This is a genomic window from Candidatus Pantoea multigeneris (genome assembly GCF_011752615.1).
GTDB lineage: Bacteria > Pseudomonadota > Gammaproteobacteria > Enterobacterales > Enterobacteriaceae > Pantoea > Pantoea multigeneris.
This window is the reverse complement of the sequence record NZ_VWXF01000003.1, coordinates 122,866-144,666: the sequence shown is the minus strand read 5'-3', so window position 1 is coordinate 144,666 and position 21,801 is coordinate 122,866. Positions and strand designations below refer to the sequence as shown.

Sequence of the window (21,801 nt, the reverse complement as noted above, 5' to 3'; positions counted from 1 at the left end):
TAACCTGAAAAATTATCAGTTTCCTGATATTTCCACGGAAAAACCCTGAAACCACCTCTCCTTAATCTCTCCACAAACCTAACGTTTTCTAAACGTCAATACAGTTCCTTGACAGGGCGTGTAACCAAATGCGCTAACTTATTTCAAAATATTTCAATTTTATTACAAATGAGAATCATTATGATAATTATTCCCTGCTTCATTTTATTCTATTGATAATGATTACAGGGTGTAACTTATGTCGCAGTCTTTTTACAGCAGAAAAACAACGCTTTCGATACTCATCGGGTTAATGATTAACGGTGGCTACGCACTGGCCGCAACAGACACGGCTCCTCTGTCGCTAACCGGCAATGATGCCGCTACCGCCAGCACGGAGAAAAAAGCCAATCCCACCAATGAACAGGATTTAGTGGTTACCGCTAAAGCCGAAGATGCGCTCAAGCAACAGCCGGGCGCATCGCTTATTACCAAAGAAGATATTGAAAAACACCCGCCGGTTAACGACCTGTCCGACATCATTCGTAAGATGCCAGGGGTGAATTTAACTGGCAACAGTGCTTCAGGCAGCCGGGGTAACAACCGCCAAATTGATATTCGCGGTATGGGCCCGGAAAACACGTTGATTCTGATCGACGGTAATCCCGTGACTTCCCGTGATTCCGTACGCTACAGCCGCACCGGCGAACGCGATACCCGTGGTGATTCTAACTGGGTGCCAGCGGAAATGGTCGACCACATTGACGTTCTGCGTGGTCCCGCTGCCGCTCACTACGGATCAGGGGCGATGGGCGGTGTGGTAAACATCATCACCAAACGTCCAACCAATGACTGGCATGGCTCGCTTTCGCTATTCACCAACCAGCCGGAAGATGACAAAGAGGGCGCGACCAAGCGCATGAACTTCAGTCTCAGCGGTCCTTTGATTGATGATGTTCTCTCCATGCGCCTGTATGGCAACATCAACAAAACCGACGCTGATGCCTATAACATTAATACCGCTGAAAATGGTTCCTACGCTGCGGGTCGCGAAGGGGTGCGTAACCGCGATATTAATACCCTGTTCCAGTGGAAAATCAGCCCAACGCAGATCCTCGACTTTGGCTACTCCTACAGCCGCCAGGGCAACATTTATGCCGGTGATACCCAGTACAGCAACAGCAACATCAGTACGCTGGTGCCAGAACTGTACGGGGCAGAAACCAACCGCATGTACCGCCAGAACTGGAACATCACTCACAACGGTATCTTCGACTGGGGCCAGTCACGCCTGAGCCTGAACTACGAGAAGACCAACAACACCCGTCTGGCGGAAGGTTCTACCGGTAAAGTAGAGGGGATGATCGACAGCAACACCTACACCACCAGCCGTTACAAAGCCTTCCGCGCCAGCGAAGAGCTGACCATTCCATTTACTCTGTGGGTCGATAACACACTGACACTGGGTGGAGAGTGGAATCGTGAAACCCTCAACGATCCGGCTTCAATGCAGGACACAGATGCCGGTGATGTGAGCATTGATGGCGTTTCTGGCAATTCAGCCGACCGCAGTGGTAAGAACTCACAAGAGCTGAGCGCACTGTATATAGAAGACACCATGGACGTGCTGGATGGCACCACGCTGATTCCGGGCCTGCGTCTTGACTACAGCGATCGCTTCGGCAGCAACTGGAGCCCAAGCCTGAACCTGCAACAGGAACTGGGGGACGACTTCACCTTCAAAGCCGGTATTGCACGCGTGTTCAAAGCACCGAACCTGTACCAGTCTAGCGATGGCTATCTGTTAGCAAGTAGCGGTAATGGCTGTGCGGTGGGCAGTTCAGGCGGATGCTACCTGTTGGGTAACAGCAATCTGAAACCTGAAATCAGCGTCAATAAAGAAGCCGGGATCCAGTGGCATCACGATGGCTATGCGGCCGGGCTGACCTACTTCCGTAACGACTACCAAAACAAGATCGTTGCCGGTGATGACTCGCTGGGCACCGTCGCGGTAAGCGGCTGGTACAGCTCCAGCTACAATGTCTACCGTTGGGAGAACGGCGGTAAAGCGCTGACGCAAGGTCTGGAAGCCAACCTGACGCTGCCACTGATCGAAGACACGCTGACCTGGCGCACCAACGCGACCTATATGTTCACCTCACGCTATAAAGAGACCGGTAACCCACTGTCGCTGATCCCGAAATATACTGTGAACACCTGGCTTGACTGGCAGGTCACCGATCAGTTCTCTACCAGCCTGAGCATGACCAACTACGGACGTCAAAAACCACGTCATACTGCGGATATTCGCAAAGAAGTGGGTTCAATGTCTGATACCGAAGTGGCGGCTTACACCCTGTTTGGCCTTGGCGCTAACTACCAGGTGAATAAAAATCTGCGCTTTACGGCTGGCATCAGCAACCTGCTGGACAAACGCATCTACCGTTCCAACGATGGTGCATCAACCTACAATGAACCAGGCCGCGCTTACTACGCAGGTGTTACCACCTCGTTCTAATCCCGTCTGATGATGTGCGGCACTGCGGTGCCGCCATCCCTCCCATCCCCCCAATGAAATAATTAGGCATTTTTCTTATTCCATTCTGCGCAACAGCGACTAAGCTCTTATGACGCGACTTGGTGGTCGCCAGATAAAAAATTGTCTATAGGGAATATACGATCATGAAAAAATCAATTATTGCGCTTTCACTGGTACTTTTCGCCTCTTCTAGCTGGGCAGCTGGTGCTTTAACACACGCAACTGACAGCACAGTAGAAAATGCACAGGCCGGTGCCGATACGGCAAAAGAGAAACTGCATCAGGCAGAGCACCGTGGTTCTGAGCTGAAAACCAAAGCACAGAACAAAGTTGAGAACGGCGGCAACACCACCGGTGATAAAATTCAGGAAGGCAGCCAGAAAGCCTGGAACAAAACCAAAGAGACCACTGAAAAAGGCTGGGACTCAACCAAAGAAGCCAGCAAAAAAGGCTGGGATAAAACCAAAGAAGGTGCCAGTGACCTGAAGAAAAAAGTGACTGAGTAAACCGCACTGCTGCTTCACCCCCCTTTACCGGGGGTGAAGCCCATCTTTTTGCTGTTTCTTTGCTCCCCGCCAGTTAAAATACCCCCTCCCGGAAACCTCTTTAACAGGATTTGTGTGTGAGAATCGGTATTCTTTTTCCTATCGCGATCATCGTGGCTGGTGTCAGTTTACTCGCGTGGTTTGTCCTCAGTGGCGCCTGGATGCCAGGCAGCTGAACAATAAACCGGCAATTGCGGCGTTTATACAGGGACTCTTGCGCCAACGCCGCGCGTTTAATTTATCATTCCATGCGCTTTCCTTTACGCTATTTCAGCATTACACACTCTGACAATGCTCTCATTTTATTTCAATTAATGAAGTAAACGGACATTATTCGCCCTTTATCTGCTTACAATAAATACAATATGCATTAAAATGCGCACAAATTGAAAAAAAACGCATTTTCAGATAATGAAATTAACACTTTCACACAGACTTCAACGGCAGCTCAACGATATTTATCCCGATTGAACGATCTCACAAAATGCCAAAACATTCTTTCAAGCTGATGACAGAATTCATTCCACAGAAGCAAATGCGTTTATGTCTTTATAAGGTAATACACCATGAAAAAAATTATTATTTCTTCAGCACTGGTACTCGCAGGTTTAACTTCAGTAGTTGGCGCAGCAAATGCTGCCGCTGGCGACGTCACCACCACCATCGGTTATGCACAGAGCCATTTCAACCACACCCACGGCACTGACGCTAAAGGCGTACAGCTGCAGGGTCGTTATGAACTGACTAACGACTGGGGCGTAATGGGCGGCATTACTTACACCGGTAACAACTACAGCGATTCAGGAGACGGTTCACACCACTACTTCTCTCTGAAAGCGGGCCCAACTTACCGCATCAACGACTGGTCTAGCGTTTACGCGGACGTGGGTTATGGTTATGCGAGCAGCAAATTCAGCCGTAACGCAGTTACCCAGAACCACGACAGCTCACTGCTGGTTTACGGAGCAGGCGTACAGTTCAACCCATACCAGAATATCGTTCTGGATGCGGGCTACGAATACGGTACCGCGGGCCACACTCAGGTTGGTACCTGGAACGTTGGCGTAGGTTATAAATTCTAATCAGCCCTTGCTGGTAGACGAAATATAAACAATAACGGAAGCCTTGAGGCTTCCGTTATTATTTCCACCCTGTTTATCTTTTCCCGGTGAAAATATTCGCCTCCATTAATCCGCCCTCCTCTGCTGTTTATTTTTCACTCTACACATTCCCTCCACAATTGTTGAAATTAAACCCAACCTCAACAGACTGTAAGCGTACGCCAAGAAGAATTACAAATAGCAATCATTTTCATTATCATTCCGGCGCTTGATTTACTTACTGAAACAGGACGTCTTTCGGACATGAAAAATAATGATAAAGCTGCGGGATTATTCAGCGCAGCACTGATTGCACTACTACCGAACCTGGCACAGGCTGCAACCGCAGACGACACGCTGGTCGTCACTGCGAATGGTTATGAGCAGAAGCTGACGGATGCGCCGGCCTCCGTCTCCGTGATTAGCCAGCAGTCACTGCAAGAGAAAAACTACCAAGATCTCGGCGAAGCGCTGGGAAATATTGAAGGGGTCAACGTTCACGGCAGCACCGGGAAAACCGGTGGCCTGGATATCAGCATTCGCGGGATGTCGAGCAGCTATACGCTGATCCTCATCGATGGCGTACGTCAGAATGCCAGCTCAGACCTCACTCCCAATGGCTTTGACACTTTGAACACGGCGGTGATGCCGCCGATGTCGGCCATCGATCACATTGAGGTTATTCGTGGCCCGATGTCGACGCTGTATGGTTCAGATGCCATTGGTGGCGTCATTAACATCATCACCAAAAAAGAGAGCAAAACCTGGCACGGTGCGGTCGATATTGGCCATAACGTCCAGGAGCACAGCAAGTGGGGCGACAGCCAGAAGTATGATTTCTATGCCAGCGGACCGTTAGCCAATGACAATCTCAACCTGACGCTACACGGCAGTTTCCTGCACCGTCAGGGCTCCAGCGTTACCTCACTCAGCGACAGCGGCAGCAACACCCGCGTCCCCTACCCAACCCAGAGTGATAACTACGACTTTGGTGGCAAGCTGAGCTGGAAAACCAGCGATAAAAACACCCTGTGGATCGACGCCGACACCTCACGCCAGAAGTATGACAACCGTGACGGCCAGTTGGGCCCGGTTGGCACCTCCGGCGGCGGTTACACCGACACCTTGCGCTATCAGCGCAATAAGCTGATGGTCGGCCATGATACAGATTTAAGCTTTGGGCGCTGGAGTTCGTACCTGCTGTGGGATAACACTGCCAATACCGGACGCCTGCTGACGAAAAAGACGCTCAATGCAGCGAACAGCAGCAAAGCAGGCGAAGGCCGTCAGTTACGTAATACCAACCTGATGCTGCACACCTCCCTGGTGGCACCGATTGGTGATTCACATCTGGTGACAGCCGGTGCGGAGTTCTCACAGGCCCGGCTGAAAGATGGCATCGTGCTCGCCAACAGCGGCGAAACGTTCGATCAAAAAACCTGGGCACTGTTTGGTGAAGATGACTGGCAGCTACTCGACCCGCTGACGCTGACTTATGGCGCACGCGTTGAAAAGCATGATGACTTTGGTAGTCACATCAGCCCACGCGCCTATCTGGTCTGGAATGCACTGGATGACTGGACGGTAAAAGGCGGCGTCAGCACCGGCTATAAAACCCCTTCTCTGGCACAGTTGCACGACGGCGTGAGCGGCGTTGGCGGGAACGGCTTAACCGAAACCATCGGCAATCCAAACCTTAAGCCGGAAGAGAGTGTTAACTACGAGCTGGGCATTTATTACAGCAATGATGCGCAGTTCAAAGCGAACATTACCGGCTTTATCAACAACTTCCGTAATGCGATTGAATCGCAGACGGTGAACGACACCACCACCACCTACGCTAACGTAGGCAAAGCGCGCACCCAGGGGATTGAGTTCGCCACCTCCTTCCCGCTGTTCGTGCCAGAAGTGACGTTCAACGGTAACTACACCTACACCCAAAGCCAGCAGATCGGTGGCGATAACCCAGGTGCCGCGTTGACCAACACGCCTCGCAGTGCTGCTAACGCGCGTATTAGCTGGCAGATCAATGAAGATCTGAACAGCTGGATCGAAGCGCAGTATCAGGGCAAGACCGTCCGCTTTACCGACAACTACAACAATCTGTCGGCGGTGGAACAGGCGGTGTATAACAACAAAGGTGCGTACCTGAAAGCCTGGACCGTGGTGAATCTCGGGGCCTCTTATCAGCTGACGAAAAACGTCAAACTGAACGGCTCGGTGAATAACCTGCTGGATAAGGACTTCTCAGAAGTGCAGCTCTACCAGTCTGGTAGCAGCAGCATGTATGCGGGGAACTACTTTAATACGCAGGCTTCCACCAGCGGCTATGTGATGCCAGGCCGCAACTACTGGCTGTCGCTCAACTACAGCTTCTAAGTGTTATCTGGCGCCATCCCGGGTGGGATGGCGCTATGCCCGGTTACAGCTTGTCGCCATTTGAGGCGATCACCTGTTGATACCAGTAGAAGCTTTTTTTCCGCCGCCGCTGGAAATCCCCGGTCTGATCATCATGACGATCGACATGAATAAAGCCATACCGTTTGCTGTATTGCCCCGTGCCAAAGGAGACGCAGTCCAGACAGCCCCACGGCGTAAAGCCCAGCAGATCAACCCCATCTTCCAGCATCGCTTTTTTCATCTGCACAATGTGTTCACGCAGGTAGTTGATGCGGTAATCATCGTCAATTTCCCCACGCGGATTCACCTCATCCACCGCACCTAACCCGTTTTCCACAATAAACAGGGGTTTCTCATAACGTTCATAGAGCAGGTTGAGGGTATAGCGCAGCCCGACGGGATCGATCTGCCAACCCCAGTCGGACGCCTGGAGGTGTGGATTTTTTTTGCTACCGGGATAGCTGTCTTTATCTTTATGCTGTGCCGCAGCCGCGTGCTGCACGACGTTACTCATGTAATAGCTGAAGCCAAGGTAGTCACAGCAGCCCTGTTGCAGGATCTCCAGATCCCCTTCGGCAATTTCAATATGGAAACCACGATTCGCCCACTCCTGGCGCACATAGGCCGGGTAGTGACCGCGCATATGAACATCACCAAACATCAGGCGTTCACGGTTTGCCTGATGTGCATACATCACGTCTTCGGGATCGCAAGACCAGGGATAGAGCGGCACCATCGCCAGCATACAGCCGATTTTAAACGCAGGGTTTATTTTGCGCCCTAATGCCACCACCTTGGCACTGGCAACAAACTGGTGATGCAGGACCTGATACATCACCTCTTCTGGCTTTTCAAACTCGGTAAAGATTACACCGGAGTTACTGTAGCCATATAACGGTTTGCGCCAGTTGCGCTGATTATTGATCTCATTGAAGGTCATCCAGTATTTGACCTTGTGCTTGTAACGCTCCAGCACCACTTCGCTGTAGCGCACAAACAGGTCAATCAGCGCACGATTGCGCCAGCCACCGTACTGTTTAACCAGGTGCAACGGCATCTCGAAGTGCGAGAGCGTGATCACCGGTTCAATCCGGTACTTCAGCAGCTCGTCGAACATCGCATCATAAAACTGCAGGCCCTCTTCATTAGGCTCAGTTTCATCGCCATTGGGGAAAATGCGCGTCCAGGCGATCGAGGTGCGGAAACAGCGGAACCCCATCTCGGCGAACAGCGCAATATCTTGTGGAAAATGATGATAAAAATCGGTCGCGACGTGATTCGGGTAGTGTTTGCCAGGCAGGACGCCGTCGGTAATTTCACGATCGACACCGTGCGCACCTCCGGTGAGCACATCGACAATGCTGGGACCTTTTCCGCCCTCCTGCCAGCCGCCTTCAACTTGATGGGCTGCAACCGCTCCACCCCAGAGGAAATCTTCGGGACACTGTTGTGACATAATTCCACCTTGTTTTGCTTAAACGATCAGAAATTAATGTGAGTGAGCAGTGTGTAGCGACCTCAGTTGGCGATGCAGGTAGATCAGTTCTTCCACCAGGTCACGACATAACATGGCATTCATCAGATGGTCCTGCGCATGGACCAGAATCAAATTGACCGGGATTTTACCGCTGCCTTCATCGGCACCGATCAGGCCGGTCTGGATTTTGTGGGCTTCGCGCGAGGCAACTGACGCCTGTTGCAGCAGATCATCCGCCTGCTGCCAGTTGGCCTCCCTCGCCGCTTGCAGCGCCTGCATCGCAGCCGAACGGGCCTCTCCGGCATGGATGATTAACATCATCACGGTGCTTTCCATCTCTTCGGTTTGCATCATCAAGCCTCCTGTTCTGCGACGTTCTCAGCCGCCATATCCACCTCTTGCTGTAACAATTGGCGTTCGTACATTTTGAAAAACGGGTAATAAATCAACGCCGATAAGCCGATTAAAAACAGCACCAACACCACTGCCCGCAGGTCCCAACCGGTAGACCAGGCGGCACCAATTGGCCCCGGCGTCGTCCAGGGAGCCAGCGAAATAACGTGATTAATCAGCCCGGTTCGAGTTGCGGTCCAGGCGATCACCGCATTGATGAGCGGAGTCGTAATAAAGGGAATAAACAGCAGCGGGTTCATCACCACCGGCGAACCAAAGATGACCGGTTCATTAATATTGAACATCCCCGGTACCAGGCCGAGGCGACCAATCGCCCGCAGGTGCGCTGAGCGGCTACGTAGATACAGCAGCACCAGACCCAACGTGGCCCCCGAACCGCCCACCGTGATAAAGAACTGCCAGAAAGGTTCGATGAATATTTTAGTGACCGTTTCGCCGTTGTTGAGCGCCGCCTGGTTCAGCCCCAAATTACTCAACCAGAACGCCTGCAAAATGCCGCCAACAATCGCCGCGCCGTGAATACCGGCAAACCACAGCAGGTGGCACAGCAACACCGCCAACAGTACCGCGGGTAGCGAATCCGCTGCGGAAATCACTGGCGCAAACAGTGCCATGATGGCCTGTGGGATCAGCAGACCAAACTGGCTTTGCATCCACAGACTGAGCGGAAACAGCGTCAGGAACATCACCATAATCGGGAGCAGCAGATCGAAAGACTGACGGATCTTGGGCGGAACCTGCTCAGGCAGGCGGAACCCAATATGGTATTTATGCAGCAGGTGCATCACTTCGGTGGCATACAGGCTGATCAGAATGGCGGTGAAGATCCCTTCGCCTCCGAGCGAAGCAGCAGACAGCGTGCCCCCCTGTTGTGGCGCAGCGACCAGCAAAAATGACATGACAGCCAGCAGCGCCGCCATCAGGCCATTGAGTTTGTAGCTCTGCGCCAGGTTATAGGCTATCGCCCCGGTGATGAACACCGACATAATGCCCATCGTCATGTTGTAGGGCATCATCAGGGTTTCATTGTGGGCTTTCACGATGCCTAACCACCACTGGGCAAACGCCCACTGGCTGTCCGCGCTGAAGGGCGGGTGTGAAAACAACAGCATGAACGAACCGACGATGAGAAATGGCATCGAGGCAATAAAACCATCTTTTATTGCCACCACATGACGCTGGCTGGATAAGCGGGCAGCCACCGGGCTGATACGATTTTCGATCACACCAAATAAGCTGTCCGCGAAGCTGCTCATACCGCCCCCTTATTCGCGGCAATTAAGGAAAGTGCGGACTTAAATATCTTTTCACCGTTTAACATGCCGTAATCCATCGGATTAATCACATCCACCGGAATATTGAACTCACTTGCAACCTGTTTAAATTCCGCCAGTTTGTATTTGATCTGCGGACCCAGTAAACAGCAGTCGAATCTCGGTAAGGTATCGCGGAACTCTTCAAGTGACACAGCCAGTATTTCAGCTTGTAAATCAGATTGTTGAGCGTACTTTTCCATTTTCTGCACCACCATGCTGGTGGACATTCCGGCAGAGCAACACAATAAAATTTTCACCATGACTCACCTCCTGTTTTTTTAACTATTAGCGCATCATCATCGAAATCTGCAACCGGTTACAGATTAATCTTTGTTCTTTTGTGATCCCTTCCGCAATCAGCTACCCGCACTGTCATAATAAAACCAGGAAAAATGTGATACCGGTTTCATATTGCTGCAAAGATGACGAAAAAAAATCCATTTACCCAGAAAGCGTATTTAATTAGGTTTATGCTTACGATCCGCAGCTCAGCGGTGATCCAGTCAGGCAGGTGAAACATGGTAACAATGCGAGATGTGGCCTTACGTGCAGGCGTGTCAAAAGCCACGGTCTCCCGCGTGTTGGCCGGACACAGTTATGTATCTAAACCGGTGCGGGATAAAGTCTTACAGGCGATTGCAGCACTGGGTTATCGGCCTAATCTGGTGGCGCGCAACCTGGCTACGCAGCGCTCGCACAGTATTGGTTTAATGGCACCAAATACCCTGTATCACGGGCCGTTCTTCAGTGAATTGCTCTATCAGGCTGCGATCCTCACCGAGCAGTCAGGTTCACAGCTGATGCTGGCAGACGGCAAACACAGCGCGGAGCAGGAGCGCGAAGCCATTCAGTTTCTGGCGGATATGCGTTGTGACGCGATGATTCTCTACCCCCGTTATCTCGACGTTGCGCAGATAGATGCCCTGATCCCGCAGCTCAATCAGCCACTGGTGGTGCTTAATCGCCAGTTGGTGCAGCATCCTGAGCTGGCTGTATGTATTGATCATCAGGCAGATGCCTATGCTGCTGTAAGCGCACTGATTGCACGCGGGCACAAGCGCATCGCCTTTATCCGCGGCATGTCCCATTCCCCTACCGGCGATAGCCGCTGGCAGGGTTATCTTTCCGCTTTGCAGGCACAAGGGTTGACGTTGAATACGCAACTCGTCGCCGAAGGTGACTGGACCCCAGCCAGTGGACAACGCGCAGCCAGCGAAATACTGGCCAGAAAGGTGGCGTTTACCGCCCTGGTGGCCAGTAATGATGATATGGCAATGGGTGCCGCGCAGGCGTTGCGTTCGGCAGGAAAACAGATCCCGGAGGATGTTTCTTTGATGGGGTTTGATGATATCCCCCTCGCACAGTGGTTCCACCCGCCGCTCAGCACCGTGCAAGTGCCGATGGCGGCCATGGTCGAACAGGCTATCGCGCAGTTGCGCAGTATGCTGGCAGGAGAAAAACCAGAAGCCCGCCCTCTATTGCGCAGCCAGTGGGTAGAACGGGATTCGGTGCGTGCCTTAAGGTAGCGTAGGCAAGATTCAGATTTCGCCCTCTGGGGAAATTGGCCTTGAATGACGGGGCATTAATCCAGTGAATCACAAAGTGACTTGAGATCGTCATCCATGCCACCTCTGTGCATAGATTATTCACCGGTCAGATCGAAGGTAATTCTGGTCGTTCAGGCAATAAAAAAGGCCGCCTTAGCAACCTTTAACTTCAACAGGATGGCAAATCAAATAGAGACATCATCACGACTGACATGGGCCAGAGGTTTATCAGTGTGGCCATTTAACACTGATGGAGACGGAATTTGCGCCAATGTTGCAGCAATCATACGAGACTCAGCCACCGCTTCTACTGCTGCACAGCGCAGTTCGGGATTCATGGAATCGACAATTTCTTGAACTGTTCTCATATGACACTCCTGTTGACGATAGCGGCAGTCTACTGACTTCTGTAGAAATATTCTACTGATTAGAGCATTACGGTTCATCCAAGTCCTTATAGTCATGTTGGCCGTTCATCTCATGCAAGGATGCAAGCTTATCCTTGATTGACGCCAGCGATGCGCTCAGCACGCCTTCGTCAACCGGCTCAAAAGTGAGATATTGATAATAGGGCTTAGCATCTGCCAATGGATTAATAATGCAAATATGAGTTGCTTGCACCGTTTTCGCAAACACGAAGCCAACATTCAAAACGACAAATCCCATTCGGTTAATTAGAGGATCGTCAAAGGCAATCCCTTTGAAATGTTCAACCATATGGATGTTTACAGCGTGATTATTTATGTCGTAGGAAAAGACAGCGGCACCAATAACCATTGGGGGGCGTCCCTTTGACGAAACTGAGAGTGTAAATCTGTTCGTTAAATTATTATGATGATTTTTGAACCAATCTATCCAGTTCAACACTTTACCTTTCGTTTGTTCAATCATAAGAGCATGTTCTAGCGTCAGAAAGCCGAGAGTGATTTTAATTTCCATTGCATCAAGCTGTTCTTGCGTGAGAGCTAAAGCGAGCTCATTGATTTGTTCTATCTGTTCTTTATCCATGATCTTAATTGTTTGTATGTTTCATGGAGGGTATTTAAAAACGGCCTTAGTTGCTAGAATCTTGATTGCTATATTTTAGTAACGGAATGATGGTCTCTTTTTTCTGCAACCCTTACATTAAATCACCGATGTTGCACCAGCAAAAAACCAGATAAATAAAAATCGCTAAATTTTTTACAAGGCGGATTTTTGCGCATTAAAAAACCCCGACCGCCCAGAGGGCGACCGGGGTTCTCATCTTACCGAGTCTTACATGTTCGCGATGATCGCGTCACCAAACTCAGAAGATTTCAGCAGCTTAGCGCCGTCCATCAGACGTTCGAAGTCGTAGGTCACGGTTTTAGCCGCGATTGCGCCTTCCATACCTTTAACGATCAGGTCGGCTGCTTCGAACCACTCCAGATGACGCAGCATCATTTCTGCAGACAGGATAACGGAACCTGGGTTCACTTTATCCTGACCAGCATACTTAGGTGCAGTACCGTGGGTCGCTTCGAACAGTGCACATTCGTCACCGATGTTAGCGCCTGGTGCGATACCGATACCGCCAACCTGTGCCGCCAGGGCATCAGAGATGTAGTCACCGTTCAGGTTCATACAGGCGATAACGTCGTATTCAGCTGGACGCAGCAGGATCTGCTGCAGGAAGGCATCGGCGATCACATCTTTAACGATGATCTCTTTACCGGTGTTCGGGTTTTTGAATTTCTGCCATGGGCCGCCATCGATCAGCTCGCCGCCGAACTCTTCTTTCACAACCTGGTAGCCCCAGTCTTTGAAAGAACCTTCGGTGAACTTCATGATGTTGCCTTTGTGAACCAGGGTCAGTGAGTCACGATCGTTGGTGATGGTGTACTCAACAGCAGCACGCACCAGACGCTTAGTGCCCTCTTCTGAACACGGCTTAACACCGATACCACACTGCTCAGGGAAGCGAATTTTCTTCACGCCCATCTCTTCGCGCAGGAACTTGATCACTTTGTCTGCTTCAGCAGAACCGGCTTTCCACTCGATACCCGCGTAGATATCTTCTGAGTTCTCACGGAAGATCACCATATCGGTATCTTCTGGACGCTTAACCGGGCTTGGGGTGCCTTTGTAGTAACGTACTGGGCGCAGGCAGACGTACAGGTCCAGTTCCTGGCGCAGAGCAACGTTCAGAGAACGAATACCGCCGCCGACCGGCGTGGTCAGTGGGCCTTTGATGGCAACGCGGTATTCTTTGATTAAATCGAGGGTTTCCTGCGGCAACCATACGTCCTGGCCGTACAGTTCAACGGATTTCTCACCCGTGTAGATTTCCATCCAGGAAATTTTTCGCTCACCGTTGTAGGCTTTCTTCACAGCAGCGTCGACGACTTTCAGCATCACAGGAGAAACATCAACTCCGATGCCGTCACCTTCAATGAAAGGGATGATTGGGTTATTCGGTACTACCAGTTTTCCCTGATTGAGGGTGATTTTCTGACCTTCTGCCGGAACAACTACTTTGCTTTCCATTAACCTCTCCTTCGAGCGCTTTTTTGTTAATGATTTGTAAGATGCGGCTCAATACTACTCGAATATTGTCGCCACGCCAATCATCGCAATTTCGCGCTATAATGCGCCAATTGTGACTGACTGCAAAGACCATGCGAAAAACTTCTCAACGAAATCACCAGGATAAACGATTCAGCCGCCCCGCACGCCGTCCGGAACGCGCGCGCGGGCCTCGCCGCGTCATACTCTTTAACAAACCTTTTGATGTTTTGCCGCAATTCAGCGATGAAGCAGGCCGTCAAACGCTAAAGGATTTCGTTCCCGTGGCGGATGTGTATGCGGCAGGCCGGCTCGATCGCGACAGCGAAGGGTTAATGGTGTTGACCAATGACGGCCAGCTCCAGGCCGCGCTGACCCAGCCAGGCAAACGCACCGGCAAAATTTATTTTGTCCAGGTGGAAGGCCAGCCGCAGGAAGCCGATCTGGCACAATTGCGTGCTGGCGTTACCCTTAATGATGGCCCGACCCTCCCGGCCGGAGTGGAAGCGGTCGACGAGCCGACGTGGCTGTGGCCGCGTAATCCCCCGATACGTGAGCGCAAAAATATTCCCACGCAGTGGTTGAAGATCACGCTATTTGAAGGCAGAAACCGTCAGGTTCGCCGCATGACGGCTCATATTGGTTTTCCCACCTTGCGCCTGATCCGTTACGCAATGGGGGAGCATACTTTAGGGCAGTTAGCATCGGGTGAATGGTGTGAAATCACCGCCTAACGGGTTCAGCAACACATAACCGCAGGTTAACTTAACGGGAGATTCGATGTTCAAACCTCATGTTACCGTCGCATGTATTGTTGCGGCACAGGGTGAATTACTGGTGGTAGAAGAGCGAGTTAACGGCCGCCCTACGCTCAATCAACCTGCTGGCCACCTCGAAGCCGAAGAAACCGTGCAACAGGCTGCGCAGCGCGAACTGTATGAAGAGACCGGAATTCATGCCGAAATGCAGTATTTCCTCGGTGTTCAACAGTGGATCGCCCCGGATAACACCCCGTTTCTGCGCTTCCTGTTCGCGCTGGAGTTAACAGAAAAAGCGGTTACCCAGCCGCAAGACAGCGATATAGACCGCTGTTGGTGGCTGACGCCCGAACAGATTATCCATGCAGATAACCTCCGTTCGCCGCTGGTCGCCGAAAGTGTCCGCTTATGGCAGCAAAATGCGCGTTATCCGTTAACGCTGTTGAGTGCCTTTCAGTGGCCGTTTGCGCAAGGTGCGCAACAGGGACAGGCGTGATAGAATACGCCGCCTGTTTTTATCGCTAGTGAGTTAAAGTCATGTCTGACAACAGCCAGAAAAAAGTGATCGTCGGTATGTCCGGCGGCGTCGATTCTTCCGTTTCCGCCTGGTTACTGCAACAGCAGGGCTATCAGGTTGAAGGCCTGTTCATGAAGAACTGGGAGGAAGACGACGGCGAGGAGTATTGTACCGCAGCTGAAGATCTGTCTGATGCACAGGCTGTCTGTGACAAACTGGGGATCAAGCTCCATAAAGTCAATTTTGCCGCCGAGTACTGGGATAACGTGTTTGAACACTTCCTGGAAGAGTACAAAGCGGGCCGCACGCCTAACCCCGATATCCTGTGTAACAAAGAGATTAAATTCAAAGCGTTTCTTGAATTCGCGGCGGAAGATCTCGGTGCCGACTTCATTGCCACCGGCCACTACGTGCGTCGCCAGGATATTGACGGTCGCAGCCACCTGCTGCGCGGGTTAGATGGCAATAAAGACCAGAGTTATTTCCTCTACACGCTCAGCCATGAGCAAGTTGCGCAGAGCCTGTTCCCGGTGGGCGAGCTGGAAAAACCCGAAGTTCGCCGCATCGCTGAAGAGCTGGATTTGATCACCGCAAAGAAAAAAGACTCTACCGGCATCTGCTTCATTGGTGAGCGTAAGTTCCGCGACTTCCTCGGCCGCTATCTGCCTGCACAACCCGGCGTAATCGAAACCGTCGATGGTCAGGTTGTTGGTGAGCATCAGGGTCTGATGTACCACACTTTGGGCCAACGTAAAGGTCTGGGCATTGGCGGTCTCAAAGAGAGCAAAGACGATCCGTGGTACGTGGTCGACAAAGACGTTGAACGCAACCGTCTGATTGTAGCGCAGGGGGGCGAACACCCGCGCCTGATGTCCGTAGGATTGGTCGCCGGGCAGCTTCACTGGGTTGATCGTGCTGACATTACCGCACCCTTCACCTGTACCGTGAAAACCCGCTACCGTCAGACCGATATTCCTTGCACCGTAGCACCGCTGGCTGATGGCCGCATTGAAGTGCGTTTTACCGATCCGGTCGCCGCAGTGACACCAGGCCAGTCTGCCGTGTTCTACCTCGGCGAAGTGTGTCTTGGTGGCGGCGTGATTGAAGAACGTTTGCCGTTAGTGGCGCAGTAACGCTGTCGCTCCCCGTATAAAGGAATAATCGTGGCTAAGAACTACTATGAGATTACGCTGGCACTGGCAGGTATTTGCCAGGCCGCACACCTGACGCATCAGTTAGCGCATCAGGGGCAGTGCCAACCTGAAGCGTTCACCACCTCGCTGCGTAGTCTGCTTGATCTTAGCCCCACTTCCGTCCTGGCTGTGTACGGTAACCAGGAAGCGAATTTACGGCTTGGCCTCGAAACGCTGGTTGCGGTGTTGAACAGTGCGACCCGGCAGGGAGTGGGTGCGGAACTTACGCGTTATACCCTTAGCCTGATGGTGCTGGAGCGCAAACTCAATGCCAACAAAACTGCGCTAAACACCCTGGCACAGCGGATCAGCCAGTTAGATCGTCAACTGGCGCATTACGAGCTGGAATCAGATACCATTACCAGCGCGATGGCGGGAATTTACGTCGATGTGATTAGCCCCCTTGGGCCGCGTATCCAGGTCACTGGCTCCCCCGCCGTATTACAGAACACCCAGGTCCAGAGCCGGGTGCGCGCCACGCTGTTGGCGGGCATACGTTCTGCCGTATTATGGCAGCAGGTTGGCGGTGGCCGCCTGCAGCTGATGCTTTCACGTAAACAGCTACTGCGTGAAGCGAATAACCTTTTATCCCGCCTGCCGCCAGCGTATTAAGCTGGCGCGGCATTCACGCTTTGCTAAATGATTCAGGAGTTGCACTGATGGAATTATCCTCTCTGACCGCCGTCTCACCAGTCGATGGTCGTTACGGCGACAAAGTCAGCCCACTACGCGCTATCTTCAGCGAATTTGGTCTGCTGAAATTCCGCGTTGAGGTGGAAGTTCGCTGGTTACAAAAACTGGCCGCGACCGCAGAGATCAAGGAAGTTCCTGCTTTTGACGCTGACGCAAACGCTTTCCTTGATGCAATTGTCGCCAATTTCAGTGAAGAAGATGCCGCACGCATCAAAACCATTGAGCGCACCACCAACCACGACGTGAAAGCGGTTGAGTATTTCCTGAAGGAAAAAGTGGCTGACGTCGCTGCCCTGCACGCGGTTTCTGAGTTCATTCACTTCGCGTGTACTTCAGAAGATATCAATAACCTGTCTCATGCCTTGATGCTGAACACCGCCCGCCGCGATGTGATTCTGCCTTACTGGAAGCAGATCATTGATGCCGTGAAAGCGCTGGCACAGGAATACCGCGACATTCCTCTGCTGTGCCGCACCCACGGTCAGCCAGCTACCCCATCAACCATGGGCAAAGAGATGGCAAACGTGGCGTACCGTCTGGAGCGCCAACTGCGCCAGCTCGGCAACATCGAAGTGCTGGGTAAAATCAATGGTGCCGTAGGTAACTACAATGCCCACATCTCTGCTTACCCGGAAGTTGACTGGCACCAGCTGAGCGAAGCTTTCGTTACCTCACTGGGCATCACCTGGAACCCGTACACCACACAGATTGAGCCGCATGACTACATCGCAGAGCTGTTTGACTGCATCGCGCGTTTCAACACTATCCTGATCGATTTCGATCGTGATATCTGGGGCTACATTGCACTCAATCACTTCAAGCAGAAGACGATTGCGGGCGAAATCGGCTCTTCTACCATGCCGCACAAAGTTAACCCGATTGACTTCGAAAACTCCGAAGGCAACCTGGGCCTGGCTAACGCTGTCTTGCAGCATCTGGCGAGCAAGTTGCCTGTTTCGCGCTGGCAGCGTGACCTGACCGACTCCACCGTACTGCGTAACCTGGGTGTTGGCGTGGGCTATGCCCTGATTGCCTATCAGGCAACGCTGAAAGGCATCTCCAAACTGGAAGTTAACCGCGCACGTCTGCTGGATGAACTGGACCAGAACTGGGAAGTCCTGGCGGAACCAATCCAGACCGTTATGCGCCGTTATGGCATTGAAAAGCCTTACGAGAAGTTGAAAGAGCTGACGCGCGGTAAGCGTGTTGACGCTGCGGGTATGCAGGCATTTATCGACAGTCTGGCACTGCCAGAAGAAGAAAAAGTGCGTCTGAAGCAGATGACACCCGCCAACTATCTGGGACGCGCCATCCAGCTGGTTGACGACCTGAAGTAAGCACCCTCTCGCAGACCGGGCCTCCGGTCTGCGTTAACCTGCTGTTTAGCCGCCATCACCTATACTTTCCCTTTCATACTTCATCGTTTAGTTAGTTAAGGATCACATATGCGTGTTTTGGTCGTGGAAGACAATGCCCTGTTGCGCCACCACCTCTCCGTGCAACTGCGTGAAATGGGCCATCAGGTTGATGCAGCCGAAGACGCCAAAGAAGCCGATTATTTTCTGCGTGAGCACCTGCCGGATATTGTCCTGGTCGACTTAGGGTTACCGGATGAAGACGGCATGACACTGATTCGCCGCTGGCGCAGTGAAGATGTCCGCCAGCCAATTCTTGTCCTGACTGCACGTGAAGGCTGGCAGGCGAAAGTCGAAGCACTGGAAGCCGGTGCCGATGACTACGTCACAAAACCGTTTCACATTGAGGAAGTTGCCGCACGTTTGCAGGCGTTGATGCGTCGCAACAGTGGCCATGCCTCACAGATTATTGCGATGACACCGTTTCAGGTTGATCTCTCGCGGCGTGAACTCACTATTCACGATGAGCCAGTGAAGCTTACCGCCTTTGAGTACACCATCGTAGAAACCCTGATTCGCAACGCAGGCAAGGTCGTGAGCAAAGACTCACTGATGCTCCAGCTCTACCCGGATGCGGAACTGCGTGAAAGCCACACCATCGACGTATTAATGGGCCGTCTGCGGAAAAAAATCCAGGCGTTGCATACCTTTGAAGTTATCACTACAGTGCGTGGTCAAGGTTATCGCTTCGATTTAAACGGGTAATATGGCCGCACTTAAGATCAAAGGTCCATTTTCACTGCGCGCCCGCTTTTTGCTGGCGTGCGCCGCTATTGTGCTATTTCTCTCGCTCTCCTACGGCATGGTGGCCGTGGTTGGCTATGTGGTGAGCTTTGATAAAAACGCCTATCGCGTCATGCGAGGTGAAAGCAACCTGTTTTATACCCTGGCACAATGGCAGGATAACCGCCTGACGATTGCCCAGCCGGAGCGGATGACGCTCAACTTTCCTACGCTGGTGTTTATTTACGATGAGCACGGTCGCCTGCTGTGGCAGCAGCGCGATGTGCCGCAGATCCGTAATAAAATCAAACGTGAATGGCTGCTAAAACCCGACTTTTACGAAATTGATACCAACAACCGTACCAGCGTCGCTGCCATCGGCAATAACCAAGCCGCACAGCAGCGTATCCATGCCATCGACAGCAATAACAACGATACCTTTACCCACTCCGTGGCGGTCAACCGCTATGATGCCACCACGAACCTGCCCGCCTTAACCATTGTGGTGGTGGACTCCATCCCACAGGAGCTACAACACTCCGATGTGGTGTGGTCATGGTTTAGCTACGTGCTGGCCGCTAACCTGTTGCTGATTATTCCGCTGCTGTGGCTTGCCGCGCAGTGGAGCCTGCGCCCGATTGGTCTGTTAACGGCACAGGTGCGCGAGTTGGAAACCAACCAGCGTGAAAGTCTGGACGATAATCCGCCGCAAGAACTGCGCAGTCTGGTCCGGAACCTCAATCTCCTGCTTGGCAATGAGCGCCAGCGATATACGCGCTATCGCACCACGCTGGCCGATCTAACGCACAGTCTGAAAACGCCTCTGGCTGTGTTGCAGAGTACGCTACGTTCCCTGCGGAACGGCAAGCAGCTGACGATCGAACAGGCCGAGCCGGTGATGCTGGAGCAGATCAGCCGTATCTCGCAACAAATTGGCTATTACCTGCACCGTGCCAGTATGCAGGCCGATCACAACCCGTTGCAGCGCGATCTCCACTCCGTCTCAGCCCTGCTCGATAGCCTGTGTTCCGCGCTAAATAAGGTTTATCAGCGTAAAGGGGTCTCCATCAGCCTGGATATTTCCCCTGAACTGACCTTTATGGGCGACCAAAACGACTTTATGGAAGTGCTGGGTAACGTGCTGGACAACGCCTGCAAATATTGCCTGGAATTTATTGAGGTCAGTGCGCGTGAAACGGAACATGCCCTGCATCTCTTTATTGACGACGACGGCCCTGGCATCCCTGAAAGCAAACGCGATTTAATCTTCGTGCGTGGACAGCGCGCCGATACCCTGCGCCCCGGCCAGGGACTCGGTCTGGCCGTGGTCCGCGACATCCTCGAGCAGTACGATGGCAAAGTCACCGCATCTTCCAGCCCGCTAGGCGGTGCACGCATGGAAGTGGTGTTTCATCGTCAGGAAGTGGAACATCGTCGCGAGTAGAATCGCCCGCAGGCTGTTATACTTGGCTCCTTGTGTCTTCCTGAGTGGAACAGCGGTATGGACTATCAGCTCGATCTAAACTGGCCTGAATTTATTGAACGCTATTGGCAAAAACGCCCGGTAGTGTTGAAACGTGGTTTTAAAAATTTCATCGATCCTATTTCGCCTGATGAGCTGGCCGGTCTGGCCATGGAAAACGAAGTGGATAGCCGCCTGGTCAGCCATAACAATGGCAAATGGCAGGTTGCACACGGCCCGTTTGAGAGCTACGACCATCTCGGTGAATCTAACTGGTCACTGCTGGTGCAGGCGGTTAACCACTGGCATGAGCCTTCTGCGGCCCTGATGCGCCCGTTCCGCGCGCTGCCAGACTGGCGTACCGATGACCTGATGATCTCCTTTGCCCCTCCGGGGGGTGGCGTTGGGCCGCACCTCGACCAGTATGATGTGTTTATCGTACAGGGCACCGGCCGCCGCCGCTGGCGCGTGGGGGAGAAAATCCCGATGAAACAACACTGCCCTCACCCGGATTTGCTGCAAGTTGAACCCTTCGACGCCATCATCGACGAAGAGATGGAACCGGGCGACATTCTCTATATTCCACCTGGGTTCCCGCATGAAGGCTACTCACTGGAAAACGCCATCAACTACTCTGTGGGGTTCCGTGCGCCAAGTGGCCGCGAGCTGATCAGCAGCTTCGCCGACTATGCGCTGGCCAATGAGTTAGGCAGCTATCGCTTCAGCGATCCGGATGTGCCAGCACGTGACTGCCCGTCCCAGATCCTGCCACAGGAAATTGAAGGCATTCGTCAAACCATGCTGGATGTGATTCAACAGCCAGAGCAGTTTGATCGCTGGTTCGGTGAGTTTATTTCGCAGACGCGCCACGAGCTGGATCTGGCACCACCAGAACCGCCGTATCAGCCGGATGAGATTTATGATGCGCTGCAACAAGGTGATGCGCTTACCCGCCTCGGCGGCTTGCGCGTGCTGACCATTGGCAACGCGGTTTATATCAACGGTGAACAGCTCACTTCGCAGCGCCCGGAATTCCTCGCGGCACTGGCTCATCATCAGGAGCTGACGCTGGAAGATTTCGGTGATGCACTGGATGATCCCGCCGTACTGGCGCAGTTGGCCGGTCTGGTCAACAGCGGTTACTGGTTCTTCGGCGAATAAGACTTCGCGCTAAACGCACAGCCCCGGCACTGACCG

At 52.4% G+C, this 21,801-nt stretch carries 21 protein-coding genes; 14 read left to right on the top strand and 7 right to left on the bottom strand.

The window, feature by feature from the left end; genetic code table 11:
- Nucleotides 1-292 precede the first annotated feature (292 nt).
- From F3J40_RS09510 to F3J40_RS09490, 5 genes are all read left to right on the top strand, one after another.
- Nucleotides 293-2,497 carry a FepA family TonB-dependent siderophore receptor gene (locus F3J40_RS09510; protein ID WP_167014469.1) on the top strand — a complete coding sequence of 735 codons (2,205 nt, stop codon included), beginning with the start codon at nt 293-295 and terminating at the stop codon, nt 2,495-2,497.
- A gap of 164 nt (nt 2,498-2,661) precedes the next feature.
- On the top strand, nt 2,662-3,024 hold the full coding sequence (locus F3J40_RS09505) for a KPN_00521 family repetitive protein (RefSeq protein WP_167014062.1): 363 nt from the start codon (nt 2,662-2,664) through the stop codon (nt 3,022-3,024).
- A 116-nt stretch (nt 3,025-3,140) separates the two neighbouring features.
- Nucleotides 3,141-3,239 (top strand): YoaK family small membrane protein, encoded by a 99-nt coding sequence (locus F3J40_RS09500; protein WP_157060512.1) that lies wholly within the window; start codon nt 3,141-3,143, stop codon nt 3,237-3,239.
- A gap of 390 nt (nt 3,240-3,629) precedes the next feature.
- Nucleotides 3,630-4,145: an Ail/Lom family outer membrane beta-barrel protein gene (locus tag F3J40_RS09495; protein ID WP_017346377.1), complete on the top strand. Its 516-nt coding sequence runs from the start codon at nt 3,630-3,632 to the stop codon at nt 4,143-4,145.
- Between the two features lie 282 nt (nt 4,146-4,427).
- Complete coding sequence (locus tag F3J40_RS09490) at nt 4,428-6,542, top strand: TonB-dependent receptor (protein ID WP_167014060.1); 2,115 nt, start codon at nt 4,428-4,430, stop codon at nt 6,540-6,542.
- 43 nt (nt 6,543-6,585) lie between these two features.
- Here the strand turns inward: F3J40_RS09490 and F3J40_RS09485 are convergent, their stop codons facing one another.
- The 4 genes from F3J40_RS09485 to F3J40_RS09470 are packed head-to-tail and all read right to left on the bottom strand — an operon-like array spanning nt 6,586 to nt 10,030.
- A complete protein-coding gene (locus tag F3J40_RS09485) occupies nt 6,586-8,019 on the bottom strand; it encodes a 6-phospho-beta-glucosidase (RefSeq protein WP_167014058.1) in 1,434 nt (477 codons plus the stop codon).
- Between the two features lie 33 nt (nt 8,020-8,052).
- Nucleotides 8,053-8,394 (bottom strand): PTS lactose/cellobiose transporter subunit IIA, encoded by a 342-nt coding sequence (locus F3J40_RS09480; RefSeq protein ID WP_370659860.1) that lies wholly within the window; start codon nt 8,392-8,394, stop codon nt 8,053-8,055.
- Complete coding sequence (locus F3J40_RS09475) at nt 8,394-9,710, bottom strand: PTS sugar transporter subunit IIC (RefSeq protein ID WP_167014056.1); 1,317 nt, start codon at nt 9,708-9,710, stop codon at nt 8,394-8,396. Before F3J40_RS09475 ends, F3J40_RS09480 begins: the two co-directional genes overlap by 1 nt.
- Nucleotides 9,707-10,030, bottom strand: coding sequence for a PTS sugar transporter subunit IIB (locus F3J40_RS09470; protein WP_167014054.1), 324 nt, complete (start codon nt 10,028-10,030; stop codon nt 9,707-9,709). Before F3J40_RS09470 ends, F3J40_RS09475 begins: the two co-directional genes overlap by 4 nt.
- Before the next feature lie 258 nt (nt 10,031-10,288).
- Between F3J40_RS09470 and F3J40_RS09465 the strand changes: the two genes are divergently transcribed.
- Nucleotides 10,289-11,296 carry a LacI family DNA-binding transcriptional regulator gene (locus F3J40_RS09465; RefSeq protein ID WP_167014052.1) on the top strand — a complete coding sequence of 336 codons (1,008 nt, stop codon included), beginning with the start codon at nt 10,289-10,291 and terminating at the stop codon, nt 11,294-11,296.
- 206 nt (nt 11,297-11,502) lie between these two features.
- On the opposite strand, the gene F3J40_RS09460 is transcribed toward F3J40_RS09465, so the two are convergent.
- The 3 genes from F3J40_RS09460 to icd all read right to left on the bottom strand — a co-directional run bounded on the left by F3J40_RS09460 (nt 11,503) and on the right by icd (nt 13,825).
- Nucleotides 11,503-11,685: a hypothetical protein gene (locus F3J40_RS09460; RefSeq protein WP_167014050.1), complete on the bottom strand. Its 183-nt coding sequence runs from the start codon at nt 11,683-11,685 to the stop codon at nt 11,503-11,505.
- A gap of 67 nt (nt 11,686-11,752) precedes the next feature.
- The gene (locus F3J40_RS09455) at nt 11,753-12,325 is read right to left on the bottom strand and encodes a hypothetical protein (protein ID WP_167014048.1); all 573 of its coding nucleotides are present in this window, start codon (nt 12,323-12,325) and stop codon (nt 11,753-11,755) included.
- A gap of 249 nt (nt 12,326-12,574) precedes the next feature.
- The gene (gene icd / locus F3J40_RS09450; protein ID WP_017346384.1) at nt 12,575-13,825 is read right to left on the bottom strand and encodes an NADP-dependent isocitrate dehydrogenase; all 1,251 of its coding nucleotides are present in this window, start codon (nt 13,823-13,825) and stop codon (nt 12,575-12,577) included.
- A 131-nt stretch (nt 13,826-13,956) separates the two neighbouring features.
- Between icd and rluE the strand changes: the two genes are divergently transcribed.
- The 8 genes from rluE to F3J40_RS09410 all read left to right on the top strand — a co-directional run bounded on the left by rluE (nt 13,957) and on the right by F3J40_RS09410 (nt 21,765).
- Entirely contained in the window at nt 13,957-14,577 is a 621-nt protein-coding gene (gene rluE / locus F3J40_RS09445; RefSeq protein ID WP_017346385.1) for a 23S rRNA pseudouridine(2457) synthase RluE, read from the top strand.
- 46 nt (nt 14,578-14,623) lie between these two features.
- Nucleotides 14,624-15,097, top strand: a complete 474-nt coding sequence (locus F3J40_RS09440) for an NUDIX domain-containing protein (protein WP_167014046.1) — start codon at nt 14,624-14,626, stop codon at nt 15,095-15,097.
- Nucleotides 15,098-15,138: 41 nt separating this feature from the next.
- Entirely contained in the window at nt 15,139-16,251 is a 1,113-nt protein-coding gene (gene mnmA / locus F3J40_RS09435; protein WP_167014044.1) for a tRNA 2-thiouridine(34) synthase MnmA, read from the top strand.
- 30 nt (nt 16,252-16,281) lie between these two features.
- Complete coding sequence (hflD, locus tag F3J40_RS09430) at nt 16,282-16,923, top strand: high frequency lysogenization protein HflD (RefSeq protein WP_167014042.1); 642 nt, start codon at nt 16,282-16,284, stop codon at nt 16,921-16,923.
- Nucleotides 16,924-16,970: 47 nt separating this feature from the next.
- The gene (gene purB / locus F3J40_RS09425; protein ID WP_017346389.1) at nt 16,971-18,341 is read left to right on the top strand and encodes an adenylosuccinate lyase; all 1,371 of its coding nucleotides are present in this window, start codon (nt 16,971-16,973) and stop codon (nt 18,339-18,341) included.
- A gap of 108 nt (nt 18,342-18,449) precedes the next feature.
- Nucleotides 18,450-19,124 carry a two-component system response regulator PhoP gene (phoP, locus tag F3J40_RS09420; protein ID WP_017346390.1) on the top strand — a complete coding sequence of 225 codons (675 nt, stop codon included), beginning with the start codon at nt 18,450-18,452 and terminating at the stop codon, nt 19,122-19,124.
- Nucleotide 19,125: 1 nt separating this feature from the next.
- Nucleotides 19,126-20,586, top strand: coding sequence for a two-component system sensor histidine kinase PhoQ (gene phoQ, locus F3J40_RS09415; protein ID WP_167014040.1), 1,461 nt, complete (start codon nt 19,126-19,128; stop codon nt 20,584-20,586).
- Nucleotides 20,587-20,643: 57 nt separating this feature from the next.
- A complete protein-coding gene (locus tag F3J40_RS09410; RefSeq protein ID WP_017346392.1) occupies nt 20,644-21,765 on the top strand; it encodes a ribosomal protein uL16 3-hydroxylase in 1,122 nt (373 codons plus the stop codon).
- The last annotated feature ends 36 nt before the right edge of the window (nt 21,766-21,801 follow it).